This is a genomic window from Micromonospora sp. NPDC003944 (assembly GCF_053605225.1).
Genome location: NZ_JBSGIV010000058.1, coordinates 27,276 through 44,779 on the forward strand (window position 1 = coordinate 27,276; position 17,504 = coordinate 44,779).

The 17,504-nt window shown below is 72.9% G+C and carries 18 protein-coding genes; 10 read left to right on the forward strand and 8 right to left on the reverse strand.

Features of this window, described 5'->3' with window-relative positions:
* Positions 1 to 207: 207 nt before the first annotated feature.
* Positions 208 to 2,121, forward strand: a complete 1,914-nt coding sequence (gene glmS / locus ACWER9_RS24845; protein WP_452304086.1) for a glutamine--fructose-6-phosphate transaminase (isomerizing) — start codon at positions 208 to 210, stop codon at positions 2,119 to 2,121.
* A gap of 58 nt (positions 2,122 to 2,179) precedes the next feature.
* On the opposite strand, the gene ACWER9_RS24850 is transcribed toward glmS, so the two are convergent.
* Together ACWER9_RS24850 and ACWER9_RS24855 are read right to left on the reverse strand one after the other, a co-directional pair.
* Complete coding sequence (locus ACWER9_RS24850; protein WP_452304087.1) at positions 2,180 to 3,787, reverse strand: alpha/beta hydrolase; 1,608 nt, start codon at positions 3,785 to 3,787, stop codon at positions 2,180 to 2,182.
* Positions 3,784 to 4,080: a hypothetical protein gene (locus ACWER9_RS24855; protein ID WP_452304088.1), complete on the reverse strand. Its 297-nt coding sequence runs from the start codon at positions 4,078 to 4,080 to the stop codon at positions 3,784 to 3,786. Before ACWER9_RS24855 ends, ACWER9_RS24850 begins: the two co-directional genes overlap by 4 nt.
* A gap of 284 nt (positions 4,081 to 4,364) precedes the next feature.
* On the opposite strand from ACWER9_RS24855, the gene ACWER9_RS24860 reads away from it, so the two are divergent.
* The 5 genes from ACWER9_RS24860 to ung all read left to right on the forward strand — a co-directional run bounded on the left by ACWER9_RS24860 (position 4,365) and on the right by ung (position 9,389).
* On the forward strand, positions 4,365 to 5,834 hold the full coding sequence (locus tag ACWER9_RS24860; protein ID WP_452304089.1) for an NAD(P)H-hydrate dehydratase: 1,470 nt from the start codon (positions 4,365 to 4,367) through the stop codon (positions 5,832 to 5,834).
* Positions 5,835 to 5,924: 90 nt separating this feature from the next.
* Positions 5,925 to 7,043, forward strand: a complete 1,119-nt coding sequence (alr, locus tag ACWER9_RS24865) for an alanine racemase (RefSeq protein ID WP_452304090.1) — start codon at positions 5,925 to 5,927, stop codon at positions 7,041 to 7,043.
* A complete protein-coding gene (locus tag ACWER9_RS24870; protein WP_452304091.1) occupies positions 7,040 to 8,143 on the forward strand; it encodes an alpha/beta fold hydrolase in 1,104 nt (367 codons plus the stop codon). The genes alr and ACWER9_RS24870 overlap by 4 nt, the downstream gene beginning before the upstream one ends.
* A complete protein-coding gene (gene tsaE / locus ACWER9_RS24875; RefSeq protein WP_238659239.1) occupies positions 8,140 to 8,622 on the forward strand; it encodes a tRNA (adenosine(37)-N6)-threonylcarbamoyltransferase complex ATPase subunit type 1 TsaE in 483 nt (160 codons plus the stop codon). Before ACWER9_RS24870 ends, tsaE begins: the two co-directional genes overlap by 4 nt.
* A gap of 65 nt (positions 8,623 to 8,687) precedes the next feature.
* The gene (gene ung, locus ACWER9_RS24880; RefSeq protein ID WP_452304092.1) at positions 8,688 to 9,389 is read left to right on the forward strand and encodes a uracil-DNA glycosylase; all 702 of its coding nucleotides are present in this window, start codon (positions 8,688 to 8,690) and stop codon (positions 9,387 to 9,389) included.
* A 24-nt stretch (positions 9,390 to 9,413) separates the two neighbouring features.
* Here ung and ACWER9_RS24885 read toward each other — a convergent pair whose 3' ends face one another.
* Positions 9,414 to 10,118: a helix-turn-helix domain-containing protein gene (locus ACWER9_RS24885; protein ID WP_452304093.1), complete on the reverse strand. Its 705-nt coding sequence runs from the start codon at positions 10,116 to 10,118 to the stop codon at positions 9,414 to 9,416.
* A 345-nt stretch (positions 10,119 to 10,463) separates the two neighbouring features.
* Here ACWER9_RS24885 and tsaB point away from each other — a divergent pair, with 345 nt between their 5' ends.
* From tsaB to ACWER9_RS24905, 4 genes are read left to right on the forward strand one after another with little or no spacing between them, the layout of a single operon-like run.
* Complete coding sequence (gene tsaB / locus ACWER9_RS24890; RefSeq protein ID WP_452304094.1) at positions 10,464 to 11,141, forward strand: tRNA (adenosine(37)-N6)-threonylcarbamoyltransferase complex dimerization subunit type 1 TsaB; 678 nt, start codon at positions 10,464 to 10,466, stop codon at positions 11,139 to 11,141.
* Entirely contained in the window at positions 11,138 to 11,620 is a 483-nt protein-coding gene (gene rimI / locus ACWER9_RS24895; RefSeq protein ID WP_452304095.1) for a ribosomal protein S18-alanine N-acetyltransferase, read from the forward strand. The genes tsaB and rimI overlap by 4 nt, the downstream gene beginning before the upstream one ends.
* Positions 11,613 to 12,659 carry a tRNA (adenosine(37)-N6)-threonylcarbamoyltransferase complex transferase subunit TsaD gene (tsaD, locus tag ACWER9_RS24900; RefSeq protein WP_091402289.1) on the forward strand — a complete coding sequence of 349 codons (1,047 nt, stop codon included), beginning with the start codon at positions 11,613 to 11,615 and terminating at the stop codon, positions 12,657 to 12,659. Before rimI ends, tsaD begins: the two co-directional genes overlap by 8 nt.
* 14 nt (positions 12,660 to 12,673) lie before the next feature.
* On the forward strand, positions 12,674 to 12,928 hold the full coding sequence (locus ACWER9_RS24905; RefSeq protein WP_452304101.1) for a hypothetical protein: 255 nt from the start codon (positions 12,674 to 12,676) through the stop codon (positions 12,926 to 12,928).
* A 33-nt stretch (positions 12,929 to 12,961) separates the two neighbouring features.
* Here the strand turns inward: ACWER9_RS24905 and ACWER9_RS24910 are convergent, their stop codons facing one another.
* From ACWER9_RS24910 to ACWER9_RS24930, 5 genes are all read right to left on the reverse strand, one after another.
* Positions 12,962 to 13,702 carry a DUF4142 domain-containing protein gene (locus tag ACWER9_RS24910; RefSeq protein WP_452304096.1) on the reverse strand — a complete coding sequence of 247 codons (741 nt, stop codon included), beginning with the start codon at positions 13,700 to 13,702 and terminating at the stop codon, positions 12,962 to 12,964.
* Between the two features lie 127 nt (positions 13,703 to 13,829).
* The gene (locus ACWER9_RS24915; RefSeq protein ID WP_452304097.1) at positions 13,830 to 14,126 is read right to left on the reverse strand and encodes a DUF1707 SHOCT-like domain-containing protein; all 297 of its coding nucleotides are present in this window, start codon (positions 14,124 to 14,126) and stop codon (positions 13,830 to 13,832) included.
* A gap of 19 nt (positions 14,127 to 14,145) precedes the next feature.
* Positions 14,146 to 15,327 (reverse strand): ROK family protein, encoded by a 1,182-nt coding sequence (locus ACWER9_RS24920; RefSeq protein WP_452304098.1) that lies wholly within the window; start codon positions 15,325 to 15,327, stop codon positions 14,146 to 14,148.
* A 22-nt stretch (positions 15,328 to 15,349) separates the two neighbouring features.
* Positions 15,350 to 16,612 carry a sugar ABC transporter permease gene (locus tag ACWER9_RS24925; protein ID WP_452304099.1) on the reverse strand — a complete coding sequence of 421 codons (1,263 nt, stop codon included), beginning with the start codon at positions 16,610 to 16,612 and terminating at the stop codon, positions 15,350 to 15,352.
* Positions 16,609 to 17,427, reverse strand: coding sequence for an ATP-binding cassette domain-containing protein (locus ACWER9_RS24930; RefSeq protein WP_452304100.1), 819 nt, complete (start codon positions 17,425 to 17,427; stop codon positions 16,609 to 16,611). Before ACWER9_RS24930 ends, ACWER9_RS24925 begins: the two co-directional genes overlap by 4 nt.
* Positions 17,428 to 17,504: the final 77 nt, after the last annotated feature.

The window sequence follows — 17,504 nt, forward strand, 5'->3', positions numbered from 1 at the left end:
GAACGAGCCGAGGGGGCGCGCCGAACCCGCCGAGAGACTGTCGTACCCGAAGGCGTGCCGCAACCCCGTCGTTGCGGGCGGGCCAGGAGTGACGGGGTGAAGGTCGTCCCGGTTGCGACCCCGCAGCCCCCGATCGCTCAAGTTCCGTGATTGATAACCCGACTTTCGAGCACCCATCGTGAGTGAAACTACGTTAGGCTGCGGGCCATGTGTGGAATCGTGGGATACGCGGGCGCGCGCCCCGCACTCGGCATCGTCCTCGACGGGCTGCGGCGGTTGGAATACCGCGGCTACGACTCGGCAGGCGTCGCGATCGTCTGTGACGACCGGCTGCTGACCGAGAAGAAGGCCGGCAAGCTGGCCAACCTGGAGAAGGTGCTGTCCGAGCGGGCCGCCGACGCCCCGACCTCCTGCGCGGCGAGCCCGATCGGCATCGGTGACGGCACCACCGGCATCGGGCACACCCGGTGGGCCACCCACGGCGGCCCGACCGACCGCAACGCCCACCCACACGTCGCCCCCGACGGGCGGGTCGCGGTGATCCACAACGGCATCATCGAGAACTTCGCCAAGCTCCGCGCCGAGCTGGAGGCCGACGGCGTCCAGTTCGCAAGCGACACCGACACCGAGTGCGCCGCGCACCTGCTCGCCGCCGCGCTGGCCGACCTGCGCGCCGCCGGCCAACCCGACAGCCCGCAGCTGCTCGCGGCCGGCATGCGGGTGGTCTGCCAGCGGCTGGAGGGCGCGTTCACCCTGCTCGCGGTGGACGCCGCGGTGCCCGGCGCGGTGGTCGGCGCCCGGCGCAACTCGCCGCTTGTCGTCGGCCGGGGCGACGGGGAAAACTACCTGGCCAGCGACGTGGCCGCGTTCATCGAGCACACCCGGGAAGCGGTCGAGCTGGGCCAGGACCAGATCGTGCTGATCACCGGCGACAGCATCGAGATCACCGACTTCGAGGGCCAGCCCGCCACCGGCAAGGACTTCCACATCGACTGGGACTCCTCGGCCGCGGAGAAGGGCGGCTACGACTGGTTCATGCTCAAGGAGATCGAGGAGCAGCCGCAGGCCATCGCCGACACGCTGCTCGGCCGGCTCACCGAGAGCGGTGAGATCGCCCTCGACGAGGTCCGTCTCAGCGACCAGGATCTGCGCGACGTCGACAAGATCTTCATCGTGGCCTGCGGCACGGCCTACCACGCCGGCATGGTCGCCAAGTACGCCATCGAACACTGGACCCGGATCCCGTGCGAGGTGGAGCTGGCAAGCGAGTTCCGCTACCGCGACCCGGTGCTCGACAGGTCCACGCTGATCGTGGTCATCTCGCAGTCCGGCGAGACGATGGACACCCTGATGGCGCTGCGCCACGCCAAGGAGCAGAAGGCCCGGGTGCTGGCGATCTGCAACACCAACGGCTCGACCATCCCGCGCGAGTCCGACGCCGTGCTCTACACCCACGGCGGGCCGGAGATCGCCGTCGCCTCCACCAAGGCGTTCCTGACCCAGGTCGTCGCCTGCTACCTGATCGGCCTGCACCTCGCCCAGGTGCGCGGGATCAAGTTCGCCGACGAGGTGGGCGCGGTGGTCGCGCAGTTGCAGGAGATCCCCGGCAAGCTGCGGGAGCTGCTCGACCGGATCGAGCCCGTCCGTGAGCTGGCCCGGGAGCTGAAGTCCGAGCCGACGGTGCTGTTCATCGGCCGGCACGTCGGCTACCCGGTGGCCCTGGAGGGCGCGCTGAAGCTCAAGGAGTTGGCGTACATGCACGCCGAGGGCTTCGCCGCGGGTGAGCTGAAGCATGGCCCGATCGCCCTGATCGACAAGGGCACCCCGGTGATCTGCGTGGTGCCCTCGCCGGTGGGCCGGGGCATGCTGCACGACAAGGTCGTCTCCAACATCCAGGAGGTCCGGGCCCGGGGCGCACGGACCATCGTCATCGCCGAGGAGGGTGACGAGGCCGTCGTCAGGTACGCCGACCACCTGATCTACGTGCCGCGCACGCCCACCCTGCTGGCCCCGCTCGTCACCACGGTGCCGTTGCAGGTGCTCGCCGCCGAGATCGCCAACGCCCGGGGGCACGACGTGGACCAGCCCCGCAACCTGGCCAAGTCGGTCACCGTCGAGTAACCACCGTGCATGTCCGGGACCCCGGTCGCCGCAGCCCGCGGCGGTCGGGGTTCCGTCGTCACCGGCCCAGCACCACACGAGCCATCCCGTCCAGCGCCGGGTTGCCCGCTTCCCAGTAGCCGGTGTGCCCGCCACGGCCGCTGGGGAACACCCGTCCACCGAAGCCAGGGTCGGCCGGGTCGTGACCGAACCACAGCTCGTGCCCCGTCCGGTCGGGCCAGCCCAGCACGCCGGCGAGCGGTGCCGCGCCGAGCAGGGCCCGCCGGCCCAACTCCTCCGGTGGCCGAGCGGCCCGGATCACGTCGTCCGGGGCGCTGCTCGCCCAGACCTGCCCGGGTGGCACGCCAAGCTCGGCGGCGTGCGACGCGCCGACACCCGGCGAGCCGACGAAGACGAGCGCGTCGGCGGCGAGCCCATGCTCCCGGGCCGCCACCCCCACCACAAGCGACCCGTAACTGTGCCCGAGAACGGTCTGCCGCGCTGGCGGCCCGTCGTGGCTGACGCGCAGCCCCTCCTGAAAGCGGTGCAGCGCCGGGCCGGCGTCCCGGGCCTGACCTGCCGAGGCGGCCTCGGTCAGCAGGTCCGGAGCGTCGTAGTCCAACCAGAGCACCGCCGCGCTGCGCTCACCCGGTGCGAGCGCGGCGCACCGCTCCAGCACGCGGGCTGCCCGGCCCAACTCACCGGGGGCGTCGTCCAGGCCGGCCGTCATCCCCGGCACGTAGGTCAGCACCCGGTCGGCGTGGTCCGGGTCGCCGAGCGCCACCACCGCCCGCCCCTCACCCGCCGGATCCAACCCGAGCAGGTACGCCCGCGGCGCCCCGTCACCCGTCAGCCGCCCGGCCAGCGCCTCCAGGCCGGCCAACCGCCCGGCCACCCCACGCAACCGGATCGACGCGAGTGGCCCCGGCGGCACCCGGGACAGCAGCCGTCGCCGCTCGGCAAGCAACTGCGTACGCCAGATGTCGAGCTGTAGGCGGTTGGCCTGGTCACGGGCGGCCACCGGCACCCCGTCCAGCCGACCGACCAGGGCCGACTCGCGCCCAATCAACCACCGTCGCTGCGCCGGAGTCAGCCCGGACCACCAGGCGCCGACAAGCGCGGGCGCGGCACCGACGGCTGGTCGACCCGGTGGAGGCGGGGACGCCCACCCGGTGCCGGCGGCGCGGGCCAGCTCGTCCAAGCGGTCGGCGGCGACCCGGTCCGCGGCGGTTGCCCCGTCGAGCGCGGCCCGCAGGGCCGCGGCCACCCCCGCCACGGCCGACCCTGCCGCCGTCGGGTCGGCCCGGTCGCTGGGCTGGACCCGGGTGGGATCGACCCGCACCCCGCCCGAGCGGTCCACGAGCAGGCCGGCCGCATCGGCCCGGGCGACCGCCTCGACGAGCCGAACCTTCGCCACCGTCAACCGACCCGCCAACTCGGCCAGCACCTGGTCGACCTCGATCAGCGCGGGTGCGACCGAGGCCAGCTCGTCCCGGAGACCGGCGAGCTGGGCGTCGGCCGCCGTGGCCGCCGGGCCCGACCAACCGCCCCGCAACCGCCCACCGCTGGTGCGCAGCCCGTCGACGCGCCGGTCGAGGGGCCCGGCCAACCCCGCCCACGCCGCCCCGGCGGCCCGCCACCCGCCCGGATCGACAGCCCACAGCTGCCGGTAGCCGACGCTGCTCACCGGGGCAGCCCGGCGAACCGGTCGGCGGCCCGGTCGTCCACCGTCTCGTACGACTCGGCCGCCACCCGGACCCCGCCGGAGGTCGCCGCGACCCGGGCACCGAGCCGGCAGAACCAGGCGTGCCCGGCGGCCTCCAACCCGGCCAGGGCCACGCCAGCTCGCCAACCGGGTGCCGCCACCACCAGCCCGGGACGGCCCGCCAGGCCCAACGCCAACCTCCGCGCCTCGTCGTCGAGCAGGACGGCGACCGCCCGCAACTCCTCCGGCCGGACAGCGAACGGCTCGTCGGTCATGACCACACCCCCGTGGACGATCGGTATCGACGCGCCGACGCTAGGCGCGATCCGAAGGCCGCGAGGTGCCCTGTGGACAGCCGGCGTCGAGGCGTACGCCGGGGTGTCCACAGGCGTTGCCCAGCGCGAGCCCGACGGCTAATCTGCGGCCCCGGCCGCCGGTAGGGTGAGGTGGTGATCGTCGCTGTCGGCATCGATCGCGTCGGCGATGGTGGTCGCGGAACGATGACGTCGGCCGGGAGGGCCGAGCAGGTCCGCCCGCGAACGGAATGGGACACGGTGGCATGAGATCGGTGTGGCGGGTGGCCGACGTACGGGCGGCCGAGGCGGGGCTGATGGGCACGCTGCCCGAGGGGACGCTGATGCAGCGGGCCGCCGCCGGCCTGGCCCGTCGAGCCGCGCTGCTGCTCGACGAGCGGGGTGGGGTCTACGGCGGCCGGGTGCTGCTGCTCGTCGGCTCCGGCGACAACGGCGGCGACGCGCTGTACGCCGGTGAGCGGTTGGCCCGCCGAGGTGTCCAGGTGTCCGCCCTGCTGCTCACCCCCGGGCGGGCGCACGCCGCCGGCTTGGCCGCGCTGCGCGCCGCTGGCGGTCGTCTGGTGCCGGGTCCGGCCGGCCCGGTCGATCTGGTCGTCGACGGCATCGTCGGCATCGGCGGCACCGGCGGCCTCCGGGCCAACGCGGACGAGCTGGTCCAACGCCTCGGCGACCTGCGTGGCCGCGACGGTGAGCGGGCCACCGTGCTTGCGGTCGACGTGCCAAGCGGGGTCGCCGTCGACACCGGCCACGTGCCGCTCTCCGCGTCCGGCCGGCCCACCGCGATCCGCGCCGACGTGACGGTTGCCTTCGGCGCGCTGAAGCCCGCCCTGGTGGTCGGCCCGGCCGCCGCGCTCGCCGGGCAGGTCGAGCTTGTCGACATCGGGTTGCGGCAGTGGCTGCGCGGCGCCCCGGCGCTGCGGGTCACCGAGTGGTCCGACCTGGTCGACTGGTGGCCCCGGTTGGGCCCGGCGTCGGAGAAGTACACCCGGGGCGTGGTGGGGGTGGCGACCGGGTCGGAGACCTACCCCGGTGCGGCGGTGCTCTCCGTGGGCGGCGCGCTGGCCGGGCCGACCGGCCTGGTCCGCTACGCCGGCGGCGCCCGCGCCGAGGTGCTGCACCAGCACCCGTCGGTGATCGCCAGTTCGCGGGTCGCCGACGCGGGCCGGGTGCAGGCCTGGGTCTGCGGCTCCGGGCTGGGCACCGGGCCGGAGGCGGCGGCCGAGCTGCGTGCCGTACTGGCCGCCCCGGTGCCGGTGGTGCTCGACGCCGACGCCCTGACCCTGCTCGTGGACGGCTCGCTCGCCGACCGGCTGCGAGGTCGGGACGCCCCCATCGTGGTCACCCCGCACGATCGGGAGTTCACCCGCCTCTGCGGGGAGGAGCCGGGGGCCGACCGGGTCGGCGCCGCGCTGCGGCTGGCCGCCTGGATGAACGCGGTGGTGCTGCTCAAGGGTGACCGCACGGTGATCGGCACGCCGGACGGTCGGGCGTACGTCAACCCGACCGGCACCCCGGCGCTTGCCACCGGGGGCACCGGCGACGTGCTGGCCGGGCTGCTCGGCTCGCTGCTGGCGGCCGGGGTGCCCGCCGATCGGGCGGCGGCCTCGGCCGCGTACCTCCATGGGCTCGCCGGCCGGGAGGCGGCCCGGAGCGGGCCGGTGACCGCGCCCGACGTGGCGACCGCGTTGCGTCCGGTGGTGGCCCGGCTGGGCTGAACCGGCCGGTTCCGGGCACGGTGACCGGATCACCGCGCGGGCACGTGCGTCGCCGCCCGCGGTGATCACGGCGGAAAGTAGGCTGGGAGCATGTGGCAGGCCGAGGTACGCGTCGATCTTGATGCCATCCGCGAGAACGTGAGCAGGCTCCGCTCCGGCACCACCGCCGAGGTGATGGCGGTGGTGAAGGCCGACGGGTACGGCCACGGCATGCTTCCGGCCGCCCGCGCGGCGCTCGACGCCGGCGCGGACTGGCTCGGCGTCTGCACCCTCGACGAGGCGCTCACCCTGCGCCGGGGCGGGGTGACCGTGCCGGTGCTGGCCTGGCTGCTCGCGCCCGGCCTGCCGCTGCACGAGGGGGTCCGCGCCGGGGTGGACCTGGGCGCGGCCAGCCTGGCGCAGCTGGACGAGATGAGCGCGGCGAGTCGCCTCGCTGGGCGTCCCGCCCGCCTGCACCTCAAGATCGACACGGGGTTGTCCCGGGGCGGAGCGACGGTCGCCGACTGGCCCGCGCTGCTCGACGCCGCCGCGAAGGCGCAGGCCGACGGCCTGATCGAGGTGGTCGGCGTGTGGAGCCACTTCGTCTACGCGGACTCGCCCGGTCACCCCACCACCGACCATCAACTGGCCGTCTTCAACGAAGGGCTGGCCATGGCCGAGCGGGCCGGGCTGCGACCGCGCTGGCGGCACCTCGCCAACTCGGCGGCCACCCTCACCCGCCCGGACACCCACTTCGACCTGGTCCGCCCCGGCCTGGCCGTCTACGGGCTCTCCCCGGTGGCCGGCGAGACGTACGGGCTGCGGCCGGCCATGACCGCCCGCGCCCGGGTGATGCTCACCAAGCGGGTGCCCGCCGGCACCGGCATCTCCTACGGGCACGCCTACACGACGGAGAACGACGCGAACCTGGCCGTGGTGCCACTCGGGTACGCCGACGGGGTTCCGCGCCACGCGTCGAACACCGGCCCGGTCCAGCTCGGCGGCGTACGCCGGACGATCTCGGGACGGGTCTGCATGGACCAGTTCGTGCTCGACTGCGGCGACGACCCGGTGGCCGACGGCGACGTGGCGACCCTCTTCGGCAGCGGCGCCGACGGCGAGCCGACGGCTGACGACTGGGCCGAGGCGGTCGGCACGATCAACTACGAGATCGTCACCCGGTTCGGCGGCACGCGGGTGCCCCGCGTCTACGACGGCGAGAAACCATGAACTACCGCATACCGCGTCCGCGGACGGCCGCCGGCCGGGTCGCGGGGATCGTCGGCGCGGCGGTCGGGGTGGCGGCGGCAGGCCTGGCGGCCGGCGTCGCGACCGAACGGACCCTGGTCCGCCGGCTCAAGGCCGACCCGGCCGACCGCTACGCGCACGAGATGTTCGACGAGCAGCGGTACGACGAGGCGTTCCGCCTCGAGTTGCCGGACGGCACCGACATCCAGGTCGAGGTGGTCGAGCCGACCCGGCCGGTGCCGGGGCACCCGACGGTGGTGCTGGTGCACGGCTTCTGCCTGGACATGGGGACCTTCCACTTCCAGCGCCAGATGCTCGCCGCTCGCGGTGACCACCGGATCGTGGCGTACGACCAGCCCGGTCACGGCCGGTCCGGCCGGCTGGAGACCGGCGAGTACGACCTCACGGTGCTCGGCCGGACGCTGCGCCAGGTGATCGACCGAACCGCCCCGGACGGGCCGCTGGTGCTTGTCGGCCACTCGATGGGCGGCATGACCATCATGGCGTTCGCCGAGCTGTTCCCGGAGCTGTTCGGTGACCGGGTGGTGGGCACCGTTCTGATGGCCACGTCGGGCGGGCTCGTCGCGGAGACCAAGTTGGTGGCTCCCGCGCTGCTCGGCCGGGTCGGCGGCCCGGTGCTCTACATGGTCAGCAACGCCACCCGGTACGGCGGGCCGGTGATCGACAAGGCCCGCAAGTCGACGTCGAACGTGGCCTGGCTGCTGACCCGCAAGTACGGCTTCGGCACCCGTAAGCCCAGCCCGTCGCTGGTGTCCTACGTGGAGACGATGAACTCCCGGACGTCGGCCGACACGGTCACCCGCTACCTGCGGACCCTGGCCACCCACTCGCGCTTCCCGGCGCTGGCGGCGCTGGCGTCGACTCCGGTGTTGGTGGTGGTCGGAGACAAGGACATGATCACTCCGGTGACACACTCGGAGGAGATCGTCCGCCGGTTGCCGCACGCCGAGTTCGTGAAGATCAAGGACAGCGGTCACGTGGTGATGTTGGAGCACGCGGACGAGGTCAACGCCGCCCTGGCGCGGTTCCTGGAGTCACTGCAGAGCGTGGAGGAACGGTGAGTCACGTCGTCAAGCTGCCGACCGTCGAGGACACTCGGGACTTCGGCCGGCGGCTGGCCGGGCTGCTGCGCGCCGGCGACCTGGTGCTGTTGACCGGCCCGCTGGGTGCCGGCAAGACCGCGCTCACCCAGGGCATCGGTGCCGGGCTCGGTGTCCTCGGGGACATCACCTCGCCGACCTTCGTGATCGCCCGGGTGCACCGACCCGATCCGGCCCGGGGCGGCCGGGTGGCACTTGTGCACGCCGACGCGTACCGGTTGGGCGACGCCACCGACCCGCGCGCCGAGATCGACGACCTGGACCTCGACGCGTCGGTGGACGACTCGGTGACGGTAGTGGAGTGGGGCGAGGGTCTGGTGGAGCAGTTGGTCGACGCGCACCTGCGGGTTCGCATCGACCGCCGCGACGACGACACCCGCATCGTCGAGTTGGACCCGGTCGGTGGCGACTGGGCCCGGCGGCTCGCCGACCTGGGCTAGGTCGGCGGGTGTCGTACCCGATGCCTAGAGTGCGGGGGACCGACCCGCGCTGTGAGAGGTTCTTGATGGCCGACGACGCTCCCGCCCTGGATCTGCTGGCCCTGCTGCCGGAGCAGTGGCGTGCCGTGCTCACCCCGCACCTCGACCCGGCCCGCACGGCCGCGCTTGGCGAGTTCGTCGCCAGGGAATACGCGACACAGACCGTCTTCCCGCCGCTTGAGGACCTGTTCTCGGCCTACCGGCTCTGCTCACCGCAGGGCACCCGCGTGCTGATCCTCGGGCAGGATCCCTACCACCGGGCCGGGCAGGCGCACGGGTTGAGCTTCAGTGTCCGTGACGGGGTGACGGCGCCGCCGTCGTTGCGCAACGTCTTCAAGGAGCTTGGCGAGGACGTGGGCGTCCCCAAGCCGCGCAGCGGCAACCTCGACGGTTGGGCCGCGCAGGGTGTGTTGCTGCTCAACTCGGTGCTGACCGTCCGGCAGGCCACCCCGGGCTCGCACGCCAACGCCGGCTGGGAAGAGTTCACCGACGCGACCATCCGGGCGCTGGACGCGGCACCGGGCCGGGTGGTCTTCCTGCTCTGGGGCGGCTACGCCCGTAAGAAGGCCGCGCTTGTCACCAACCCGCAGCACGTGGTGCTGGAGGCGGGCCACCCCAGCCCGATGAACCCGCGCGGCTTCCTCGGCAGCCGCCCGTTCAGCGCCGCCAACAAGGCACTCGCCGACGCCGGTCTGCCCACCATCGACTGGGAGCGCACCGCGGGCTGAGCTGGCTCTCGACCGGCAGTTGGCTCAGCCGTCGCTGGCGAGCTGCCGGTCCCGGTAACGGCGTAGCAGTTCGGCGGCGCGTGGTTCGCTCAGCTCCAGCTCGACAAGCGGCACCACCTGATACATCCGCTCGCCGTGGCGTACCTCGATCGTCTCGGGCAGCTCGTCGCACATCGTGGCCCTGATCTCCCCGTACCGGGTCGACCACCGATGGTCGCCCGGCTCCTCGGGCTCCAACCACACCCCACCGAACTCACCCCAGCGGGCGTTCCACCGCTGCCCGTAGTTCGCCTCCAGCCAGCGGGTGAACGGCTTGGAGTCCTGCCAGCGCAGCGCGATCTCCAGCGCGTCGACAGGTACCGGCGCGCCCTGCAACAGCGCTGCCGTGCCTCCGGTGATCGCCTGGGGGAGGTCGGCGAGCTCGTCCAGCAGATCATCCAGGCCAAGCTCGTCGATCCGCTCGGCGATCGGCCGGGCGGCCAGGTCGTCGATCCGGGCGTCGAGGTGCGCGTCCAACGGTTCGACCCCAACGACCAACTGCACGCCCATCGCGGCAAGCAACAGCTCCAGCATGGCGATGCTGGGCCCTCGATCGCCGCCCTCGATCCGGGCGACCGACGCTTGGCTGATCCCGGCCAACTCGGCCAGCTCGGTCTGGCTCAGCTCACGCGACTGCCGTTGCTGACGGATGGCAGCGCCGAGTAGACCGGCGAGACGAGTGGATGGCATCCCGGGATGGTGGACCACGCCGAGCCGTGGCGAGAAGCGCTGAGGCGGATTCACGACTTGGGTTCTTCGCCCCCGCTGCCCGTGCCGGCAGGCGACATGCCACCGGCGACCAGGGCCATTCTCTGATGAGCGGTATACCTCTGAGTCATAAATATGACTCAGAGGTATACCGCTCAATGAAGGATGCGGCCCGGTCGCGGCAAGTGTGGGCCGTGCCCCGGCCAGCGCGGCCAGGCCGTGCCGTGCCGGGCCGGGCGGGCGGTTCGTGTGGGTGGGCTTGGCCTGGGTGGTGGCGGGGGCGGGGCGTGACCGGGGCGCGGGGCGGGGCGGCTAGGCTGGCTTACCGTGCTCGTACTCGTGGTGGACAGCTCGACCCCCGCGGTCACCGCGGCGCTTGTGGAGGTCTCGGCAGACGGCGTGGCGTCGCGGGCGCACCGCTGCACGGTCGACGCCCGCGCGCACGGTGAGCTGCTCGCGCCCCAGGTGGATGCGGTCCTCGCCGACGCGGGCGCGCGCCCGCGTGACCTGACCGCCGTCGTCGCCGGGCTCGGCCCGGGGCCGTTCACCGGGCTGCGGGTCGGCCTGGTCACCGCCGCGACCATGGGTCAGGTGCTCGGCATCCCCACGTACGGCGTCTGTTCGCTTGACGCCATCGGCTACCCGGCGGCATCCGGCGAGCCGGTGTTGGCGGCCAGCGACGCCAGGCGCAAGGAGCTGTACTGGGCCGTCTACGACGGTGCCGGCCAGCGGATCGTCGGGCCCGAGGTGTCCGCGCCGTCGGTCGCCGCTACGCGGGCCCGGGAACTGGGCGCGACGATCGCGGTCGGTGACGGGGCACACCGGTACGCCGAGGTCCTGGACCTGCCCGTGCGGGTCGAGCCGCGCTACCCGGACGCGACAGTGCTGGCGCTGCTCGCCGCCGAGCGGATTCGGGCGGGCGCGGCAAGTGAGCGGCTCACCCCGCTCTACCTGCGCCGCCCCGACGCGGTGGCGGCGACCGGCCGTAAACCGGTCCTGCCGTGAGCGCGGTACGGCTCGAACCGTTCCGCTGGTGGCACATCGACGACGTGCTGCCGATCGAGGCGGACCTCTTCGGCGCCGAGCAGTGGACGCCCGCCATGTTCTGGAGCGAACTCGCCAATCGACACCACTACCGGGTCGCCGTCGACGCGGACGGTTCGGTGCTCGGCTACGCCGGGCTCGCCGGCGTACCGCCGGACGAGGTGTGGGTGCAGAACATCGCCGTCCGTCGGGACGCCCAGCGGCGCGGCGTGGGTCGCACCCTGCTGGAGGAACTGCTCGCCGAGGCGGGGCGGCGTGACGCCCGCAGCACCCTGCTGGAGGTCGCCGTCGACAACGCCGCAGCCCAACGGCTCTACGCGACGTACGGATTCGAGCCGGTCGGGGTGCGGCGCGGCTACTACCAACCGAGCAACACCGACGCGCTCGTCATGCGGCGCGACGCCGAGCTGACCGGGGACGGACCACACGACCATGGCTGACGAACCACTGATCCTGGGTATCGAGACCTCCTGCGACGAGACCGGCGTCGGCATCGTGCGGGGGCACACCCTGCTGGCCGACGCGCTCGCCTCGAGCGTGGAGGAGCACGCCCGGTTCGGGGGCGTGGTGCCGGAGGTGGCCAGCCGGGCGCACCTGGAGGCCATCGTGCCGACCATGGACCGCGCCCTGACCGAGGCCGGCGTCACGCTCGCCGACATCGACGCGATCGCGGTCACCTCCGGGCCGGGGCTGGCCGGCGCGCTGCTGGTCGGCGTCGCCGCCGCCAAGGGGTACGCGGTCGCCGCCGAGAAGCCGATCTACGGCGTCAACCACCTCGCCGCCCACGTCGCGGTGGACACCCTGGAGCACGGCCCGCTGCCCGAACCCGCAATCGCGCTCCTGGTGTCCGGCGGCCACTCGTCCCTCCTGCTCGTCGACGACCTGGCCCGGGGTGTCACCCCGCTGGGCGCCACCATCGACGACGCGGCCGGGGAAGCGTTCGACAAGGTCGCCCGGCTGCTCGGGCTGCCCTTCCCGGGTGGCCCGCCCATCGACCGGGAGGCCCGCGCCGGTGATGCCGCCTCGATCGCCTTTCCGCGCGGTCTGACCGCCGCGAAGGATCTCGCGGCCCACCGGTACGACTTCTCGTTCTCCGGGTTGAAGACGGCGGTGGCCCGCTGGGTCGAGGCCCGTCAGCGTGCTGGCGAGCCGGTGCCGGTGGCCGACGTCGCCGCGTCCTTCCAGGAGGCGGTCTGCGACGTGCTGACCAGCAAGGCGCTTGCCGCCTGCCGGGCGCAGGGCATCGAGACCCTGGTCATCGGCGGGGGAGTGGCGGCGAACTCCCGGCTGCGGGCGATGGCCGAGCAGCGGGCCGAGAAGTACGGCATCCGGGTCCGTGTGCCCCGGCCGAAGCTGTGCACCGACAACGGCGCGATGGTCGCCGCGCTCGGTTCGCACCTGGTCGCCGCCGGGGTCGCCCCGAGTCGACTGGATCTGCCGGCCGACTCGGCGCTGCCGTTGACAACGGTAAGCGTGTGACGGGAGCGGCGGACATGATCGTGCGGATGTGGGAGGCGCGCGCCGAGGCGTACGGCGTCGCCGACCTGATCACCTGGGTGTGCGACACCGCCCTTCCCGAACTGGAGCACGACCCGCTGCACGTCTCCAGCGAGGTCTTCTCCTCCACCGACCACCGCGTGGTGGTCATCTCCAAGTGGCGCAGCAACCCCCGCGCACTGCCGGAACCGCCCGCCCTGTTGGTGGCCCGCGCCCCGCACTCCTGGGACTTCACCCAGGTCGACCGCTGACGCGAGCCACCAACACCAGGCCACCTCGACCTGTCAGCTGCGGCGCAGCATCCGGAAGGTGGCGATTCCGCCGGTGCCCAGCGCGGCGAGGAAGACAAGCCAGACGACTGTGCTGCTGACTCCGGGCTGCGGGCCGGCGTTCGCCCCGGCGGCGGCCAGCAGCCCGTCCTGGCCGGGGGCGGGCAGCGCGGCCGGGGGCAGTTCGGGCCACCGAACCAGTCCGGTGGACTCCAGCATCTGCATGTGATGCGTGACGAACTCGGTGGCGTCCTCGCAGAGCTTGCGGACGGTGGCGTCCCGGGTGCTGGCCCGTACTGCGCTGATCACCGGGAGAATGCTCCCATGAGCGACCCGGAGGCGGGTCACGAAGATCTGGTCGAAGCGGGCGCCGGAGGCGTCCTTCATCTCCGTCAGCCAGCCCTTCTGTTGGGCCGTAGGCTCGCTCGGGATGGTCGCGCCCAGCTTGTTGGCCGCCTCCACGACGAGTTCGTCGAGCCGCTGGTGCTCGCCGGCGATGCCGGCGCCGATCTCCCGTACCTTCGCCGACTGGCCCTTCTCGGCGGCCATCTGGCCGGCCGGCATCTCCCACAGCCCGGCCAACCGCACCCCGTTGAGCAGTGTCATGTCGGCGGCGTTGAGCTGTCGCCCGCCGGCGGGGGCGGCGACGGCCACACCGGGTAGGACACCGACCCCCGCGATGATCGCGATGAGCAGCATCGCCGCTCGCTGAGTCCGGGTGCCCAGTCGGCGGTGGGCGGATCTGAGCGGTGCCATGTCTGTGGTGCCTCCTCGGTCCGGACCGGATCGCGTCTGGACCGGGCATCCGTTGCCTGTGCCGGTTGCCCGTCCGCCCACTGGTACGGACTGCTCGCGCGATCAGTTCATCGCTCGGCGACCCAAGTCAGCGGGTGACGGCGAGCAAGCCGCCGAGCAGCAGCAGGGTGAGCGCCGCGGCGGCGAAGACCATCAGCAACTCCTGCCGCCCGTGCCCCACCGGGCCGGCGTCGACGACCGGGTCGGGCAGGGCCGGTAGGTCGCGGGTCAGCGCGGCCAGGTCACCGAGGGTGCGGGCCGTCCACACCGCACCGACCCGATCGGAGAACTCGTCGAGCGTCAGTCGGCCGGCCGCGGTGTGCTGGTGCAGCGCGGCGACCACCCGGTTGCGGTCGTCGTCGGACGCGCGCAGCTCGACATCCACGCCGCACAGCGTACGCGGGTCAGCCCACGTCGAGGGGGTCGGCGAGGAGCCGTTCGAAGGCCAGCTCGGCGGCACCGATCAGGGGTGCGTCCGTACCCAGTTTCGGGGTGCGCAGCCGCACGTGCTCCAGGCACGCGCCGAGCGCGTTCGAGTTGAGCCGGCTGCGGATCTGGGCCGCCGCGGCGAGGTAGAGGTCGCGCATGGTGCCGCCGAAGATGACCATCTCCGGGTTGAAGACGTTCACGAGGTTGGCCACCCCGAAGCCGAGCCAGTCGCCGGCCTGGCGGACCGCCGTCTGGGCCAGGGCATCCCCCCGGTCGGCCGCGTCGAAGACCTCGAGCAGCGCGTCACGGCCCCTGGCGTCGGAGCGTCCGGCAGCGCGCAGGAGGCCGTGCTCACCGATCTCGGTCTCCCAACAGCCCCGGGAGCCGCACTCACAGGGCCTGCCGTCGCGGACCACCTTCATGTGGCCGACCTCGCCGCCGTACCCTCCGTGCCCGGTCAGCCGACGCCCACCGGCGATGATGCCGGCGCCCACGCCGACGTCGCCGTACAGGTAGAGCACGTTGTCGCAGCCCGCCGCCACACCGCGTGCGTGCTCGGCGAACGCGGCGACGTCGGCCACGTTGCCCACGGTGATCGGTACGTCGATGCCCAGCTCGTCGGCGAGGGCCGCGCCGATCGGCTCGTCCACCCAACCGGTGGTGGGACCGAGCCGGACCAGGCCGTCGTCCCGACGGACCATGCCGCAGACCGCGACGCCGGCACCGACGCAGATCGCGTCCGCCGGCACCACCTGCTGCATCTCCTTGACCGCGCCGGCCAGCAGCGGCGCGGCCTCCGCCGCCAGCAGGCCGCGCGGCCGGTCCAGGTCCCGGCGGTCCAGGACCGCGCCGCCAAGCCCGATCCGTGCGGCACGCAGCCGGTCCACCTCCACCGAGTACGCGTACGCGTAGACCCGGGCCGACTCGGGCCGGACGACGAGTGACGGTCGTCCGGCCCGGCCAGTCTCCTTCGGTGCTCCCTCGCTGACCAGCCCCACCGCGGACAGGTCGGCGGTGAGCGCGCCGATGGTGCTGCGGTTGAGGCCCAGCGTGGTGGTCAGTTCGGCACGCGTGGTCGCCCCGTGGACGTGCACGTGCCGCAGCAGGGCCCCGAGGTTCTGCCGTCGGACGTCATCCTGGCTCGGTCCTGGGCGCATGCTGGTGCTACCTCCCGCGCGGTCAGCGGGTGCCGGTGGCTGCCGCGCGGCGGCGGGAGAGCGCGTCGACGCTCGCGGCGAGCAGCAGCACGACGCCGGTGACCACGTACTTGACTCCCGCGCTGTACCCCATCAGGCCCATTCCGTTTTCGATGACCGCGACCACCGCGCCGCCGAGCACGGCGTCGAGGACGCGGCCCTTGCCACCGAAGAGGCTGGTGCCGCCGATCACCGCTGCGCCGACCGCGTAGAGCAGTACGTTACTGCCCCCGGTGTTCGGGTCGACCGAGTTGGCCCGGCTGGCCGCCACGATGCCGCCGATGGCGGCCATCGACGAGCAGATCATGAAGACCGAGATGCGGATCCGGTCGACCTCGATGCCGGCCCGGCGGGCCGCCTCCCGGTTGCCGCCGACGGCGTAGATGTGCCGGCCGTAGCTGGTCCGTTGGAGCACGAAGGTCCACACGATCAGGAGCACCGCGATGATCGGCACCACGATCGGCACGCCCTTGAGGGAGCTGATCAGGACGTTGCGGCTGCGTTCGAGGTTGAGGACGTACACCGCGGTGCCGAGGATGACGGCGAGCCCGCCGATCCGCAGCGCCACCACCGCGATCGGGTCGGTGATCAGGCCGCGGGCCACCCGGTTGCGGTGGCGCAGCAGTTGCACCGCCGCGTAGCCGACGACAGCGAGGATGGCCAGCGCCCAGCCCAGCGTGGGGGCGAGGTTGCGGTTGGCGATGGCTACCAGCACGTCGTCGCGGACGGAGATGTTGGTGCCCTCTTTGACGAGCAGCAGCACGACGCCCTGGAAGGCGAGGAACCCGGCGAGGGTGACCACGAAGGACGGAATACCGATCTTCGCGACGAGCATGCCGAGCGTGGTGCCGATGACCACACCGGTGGCGACCGCGGCGAGCACGGCGACCCACCAGGGGAAGCCGAGCACGGTGACCACATTGGCGAGCACGGCGGCGCAGACACCGCTGGCGAAGCCGGCGGAGAGGTCGATCTCGCCGAGCAGCAGCACGAAGACCAGGCCCATCGCGATCAACGTGACCGCCGCGCCCTGGGTGAAGAGGTTGGCGAAGTTGCCGGCCGACAGGAACGACGACGGCTGCATGATCGCGAAGACGGTGCAGAGCACGATGAGGCCGAGCACCGCCGGTAGCGCGCCGACGTCGCCGCCGCGTACCCGACTCCAGTAGTTGCGGGCGTGGCTCCCGACGGTCGGCGCCGGTGTGACGGCCGCGGGGCCGTCCTTCCGTACGGCGGTGGTGGTCATCGGGCGCCTCCTGAGATCGAGTCGGCCGGCTGCGGGCCGTCGCCGTTGCTGCCCGGGTCGGTGGCGAGGCCGAGCCCGCCCGAGCGCCCGGCGGTGATCAGCTCGACCACCTGGGCGTGGGTGATGTCGGTGGTCTTCACCTGGGCGACCATCTGGCCGAGGTACAGCGCGGCGATCCGGTCGGAGACGGCGAAGACGTCGTTCATGTTGTGCGAGATGAGCACCACGGCGAGGCCGTTGTCGGCGAGGCGGCGGACCAGTTCGAGCACCTGGGCGGTCTGTGCCACGCCCAGCGCCGCGGTCGGCTCGTCCAGGATGACGAGCTTGCTGTTCCAGAGCACCGCCTTGGCGATGGCCACGGTCTGGCGCTGACCGCCGGAGAGGCTCGAGACGTGCTGGCGTAGCGAGGTGACGGTGCGGATGGAGAGCCCCGCCAGGGTCTCGGCGGCGAGCTGCTCCATGGTGGGTTCGTCCAGGACGATGCCGCTGCGCTTCTCCCGGCCGAGGAACATGTTCTGCACGATGTCCAGATTGTCGCAGAGCGCGAGATCCTGGTAGACGACCTCGATGCCGAGCCCGGCGGCGTCGCGGGGGCTGCCGATGTGGACCGGTTCACCGTTGAACAGGAACTCTCCGGCGTCGGTGGGGTGGATGCCGCTGATGCACTTCACCAGGGTCGACTTGCCGGCGCCGTTGTCGCCGACCAGGGCGGTCACTTCGCCTGGGTGGACGGTCAGGGCGACGTCGCGGAGCACCTGGACGGGACCGAAGCTCTTGTCGATCCCGCGGAGTTCCAGCAGGGGGGTCGCGGACACGGGGGTCTCCTTCTTAAGGGAGGGTCGGGGCCCGTCCGGCAGGCGCCGCCCGGCACGGGAGGGGTTCTCCCGTGCCG

Coding starts and splice junctions, on each gene's coding strand:
- alr (WP_452304090.1), top strand. CDS start 5,925: ATGTGGCAGGCCGAGGTACGCGTCGATCTTGATGCCATCCGCGAGAAC.
- glmS (WP_452304086.1), top strand. CDS start 208: ATGTGTGGAATCGTGGGATACGCGGGCGCGCGCCCCGCACTCGGCATC.
- ACWER9_RS24855 (WP_452304088.1), bottom strand. CDS start 4,080: ATGACCGACGAGCCGTTCGCTGTCCGGCCGGAGGAGTTGCGGGCGGTC.
- ACWER9_RS24910 (WP_452304096.1), bottom strand. CDS start 13,702: ATGGCACCGCTCAGATCCGCCCACCGCCGACTGGGCACCCGGACTCAG.
- ung (WP_452304092.1), top strand. CDS start 8,688: ATGGCCGACGACGCTCCCGCCCTGGATCTGCTGGCCCTGCTGCCGGAG.
- ACWER9_RS24860 (WP_452304089.1), top strand. CDS start 4,365: ATGAGATCGGTGTGGCGGGTGGCCGACGTACGGGCGGCCGAGGCGGGG.
- ACWER9_RS24925 (WP_452304099.1), bottom strand. CDS start 16,612: ATGACCACCACCGCCGTACGGAAGGACGGCCCCGCGGCCGTCACACCG.
- ACWER9_RS24905 (WP_452304101.1), top strand. CDS start 12,674: ATGATCGTGCGGATGTGGGAGGCGCGCGCCGAGGCGTACGGCGTCGCC.
- ACWER9_RS24870 (WP_452304091.1), top strand. CDS start 7,040: ATGAACTACCGCATACCGCGTCCGCGGACGGCCGCCGGCCGGGTCGCG.
- ACWER9_RS24920 (WP_452304098.1), bottom strand. CDS start 15,327: ATGCGCCCAGGACCGAGCCAGGATGACGTCCGACGGCAGAACCTCGGG.
- ACWER9_RS24885 (WP_452304093.1), bottom strand. CDS start 10,118: ATGCCATCCACTCGTCTCGCCGGTCTACTCGGCGCTGCCATCCGTCAG.
- tsaD (WP_091402289.1), top strand. CDS start 11,613: ATGGCTGACGAACCACTGATCCTGGGTATCGAGACCTCCTGCGACGAG.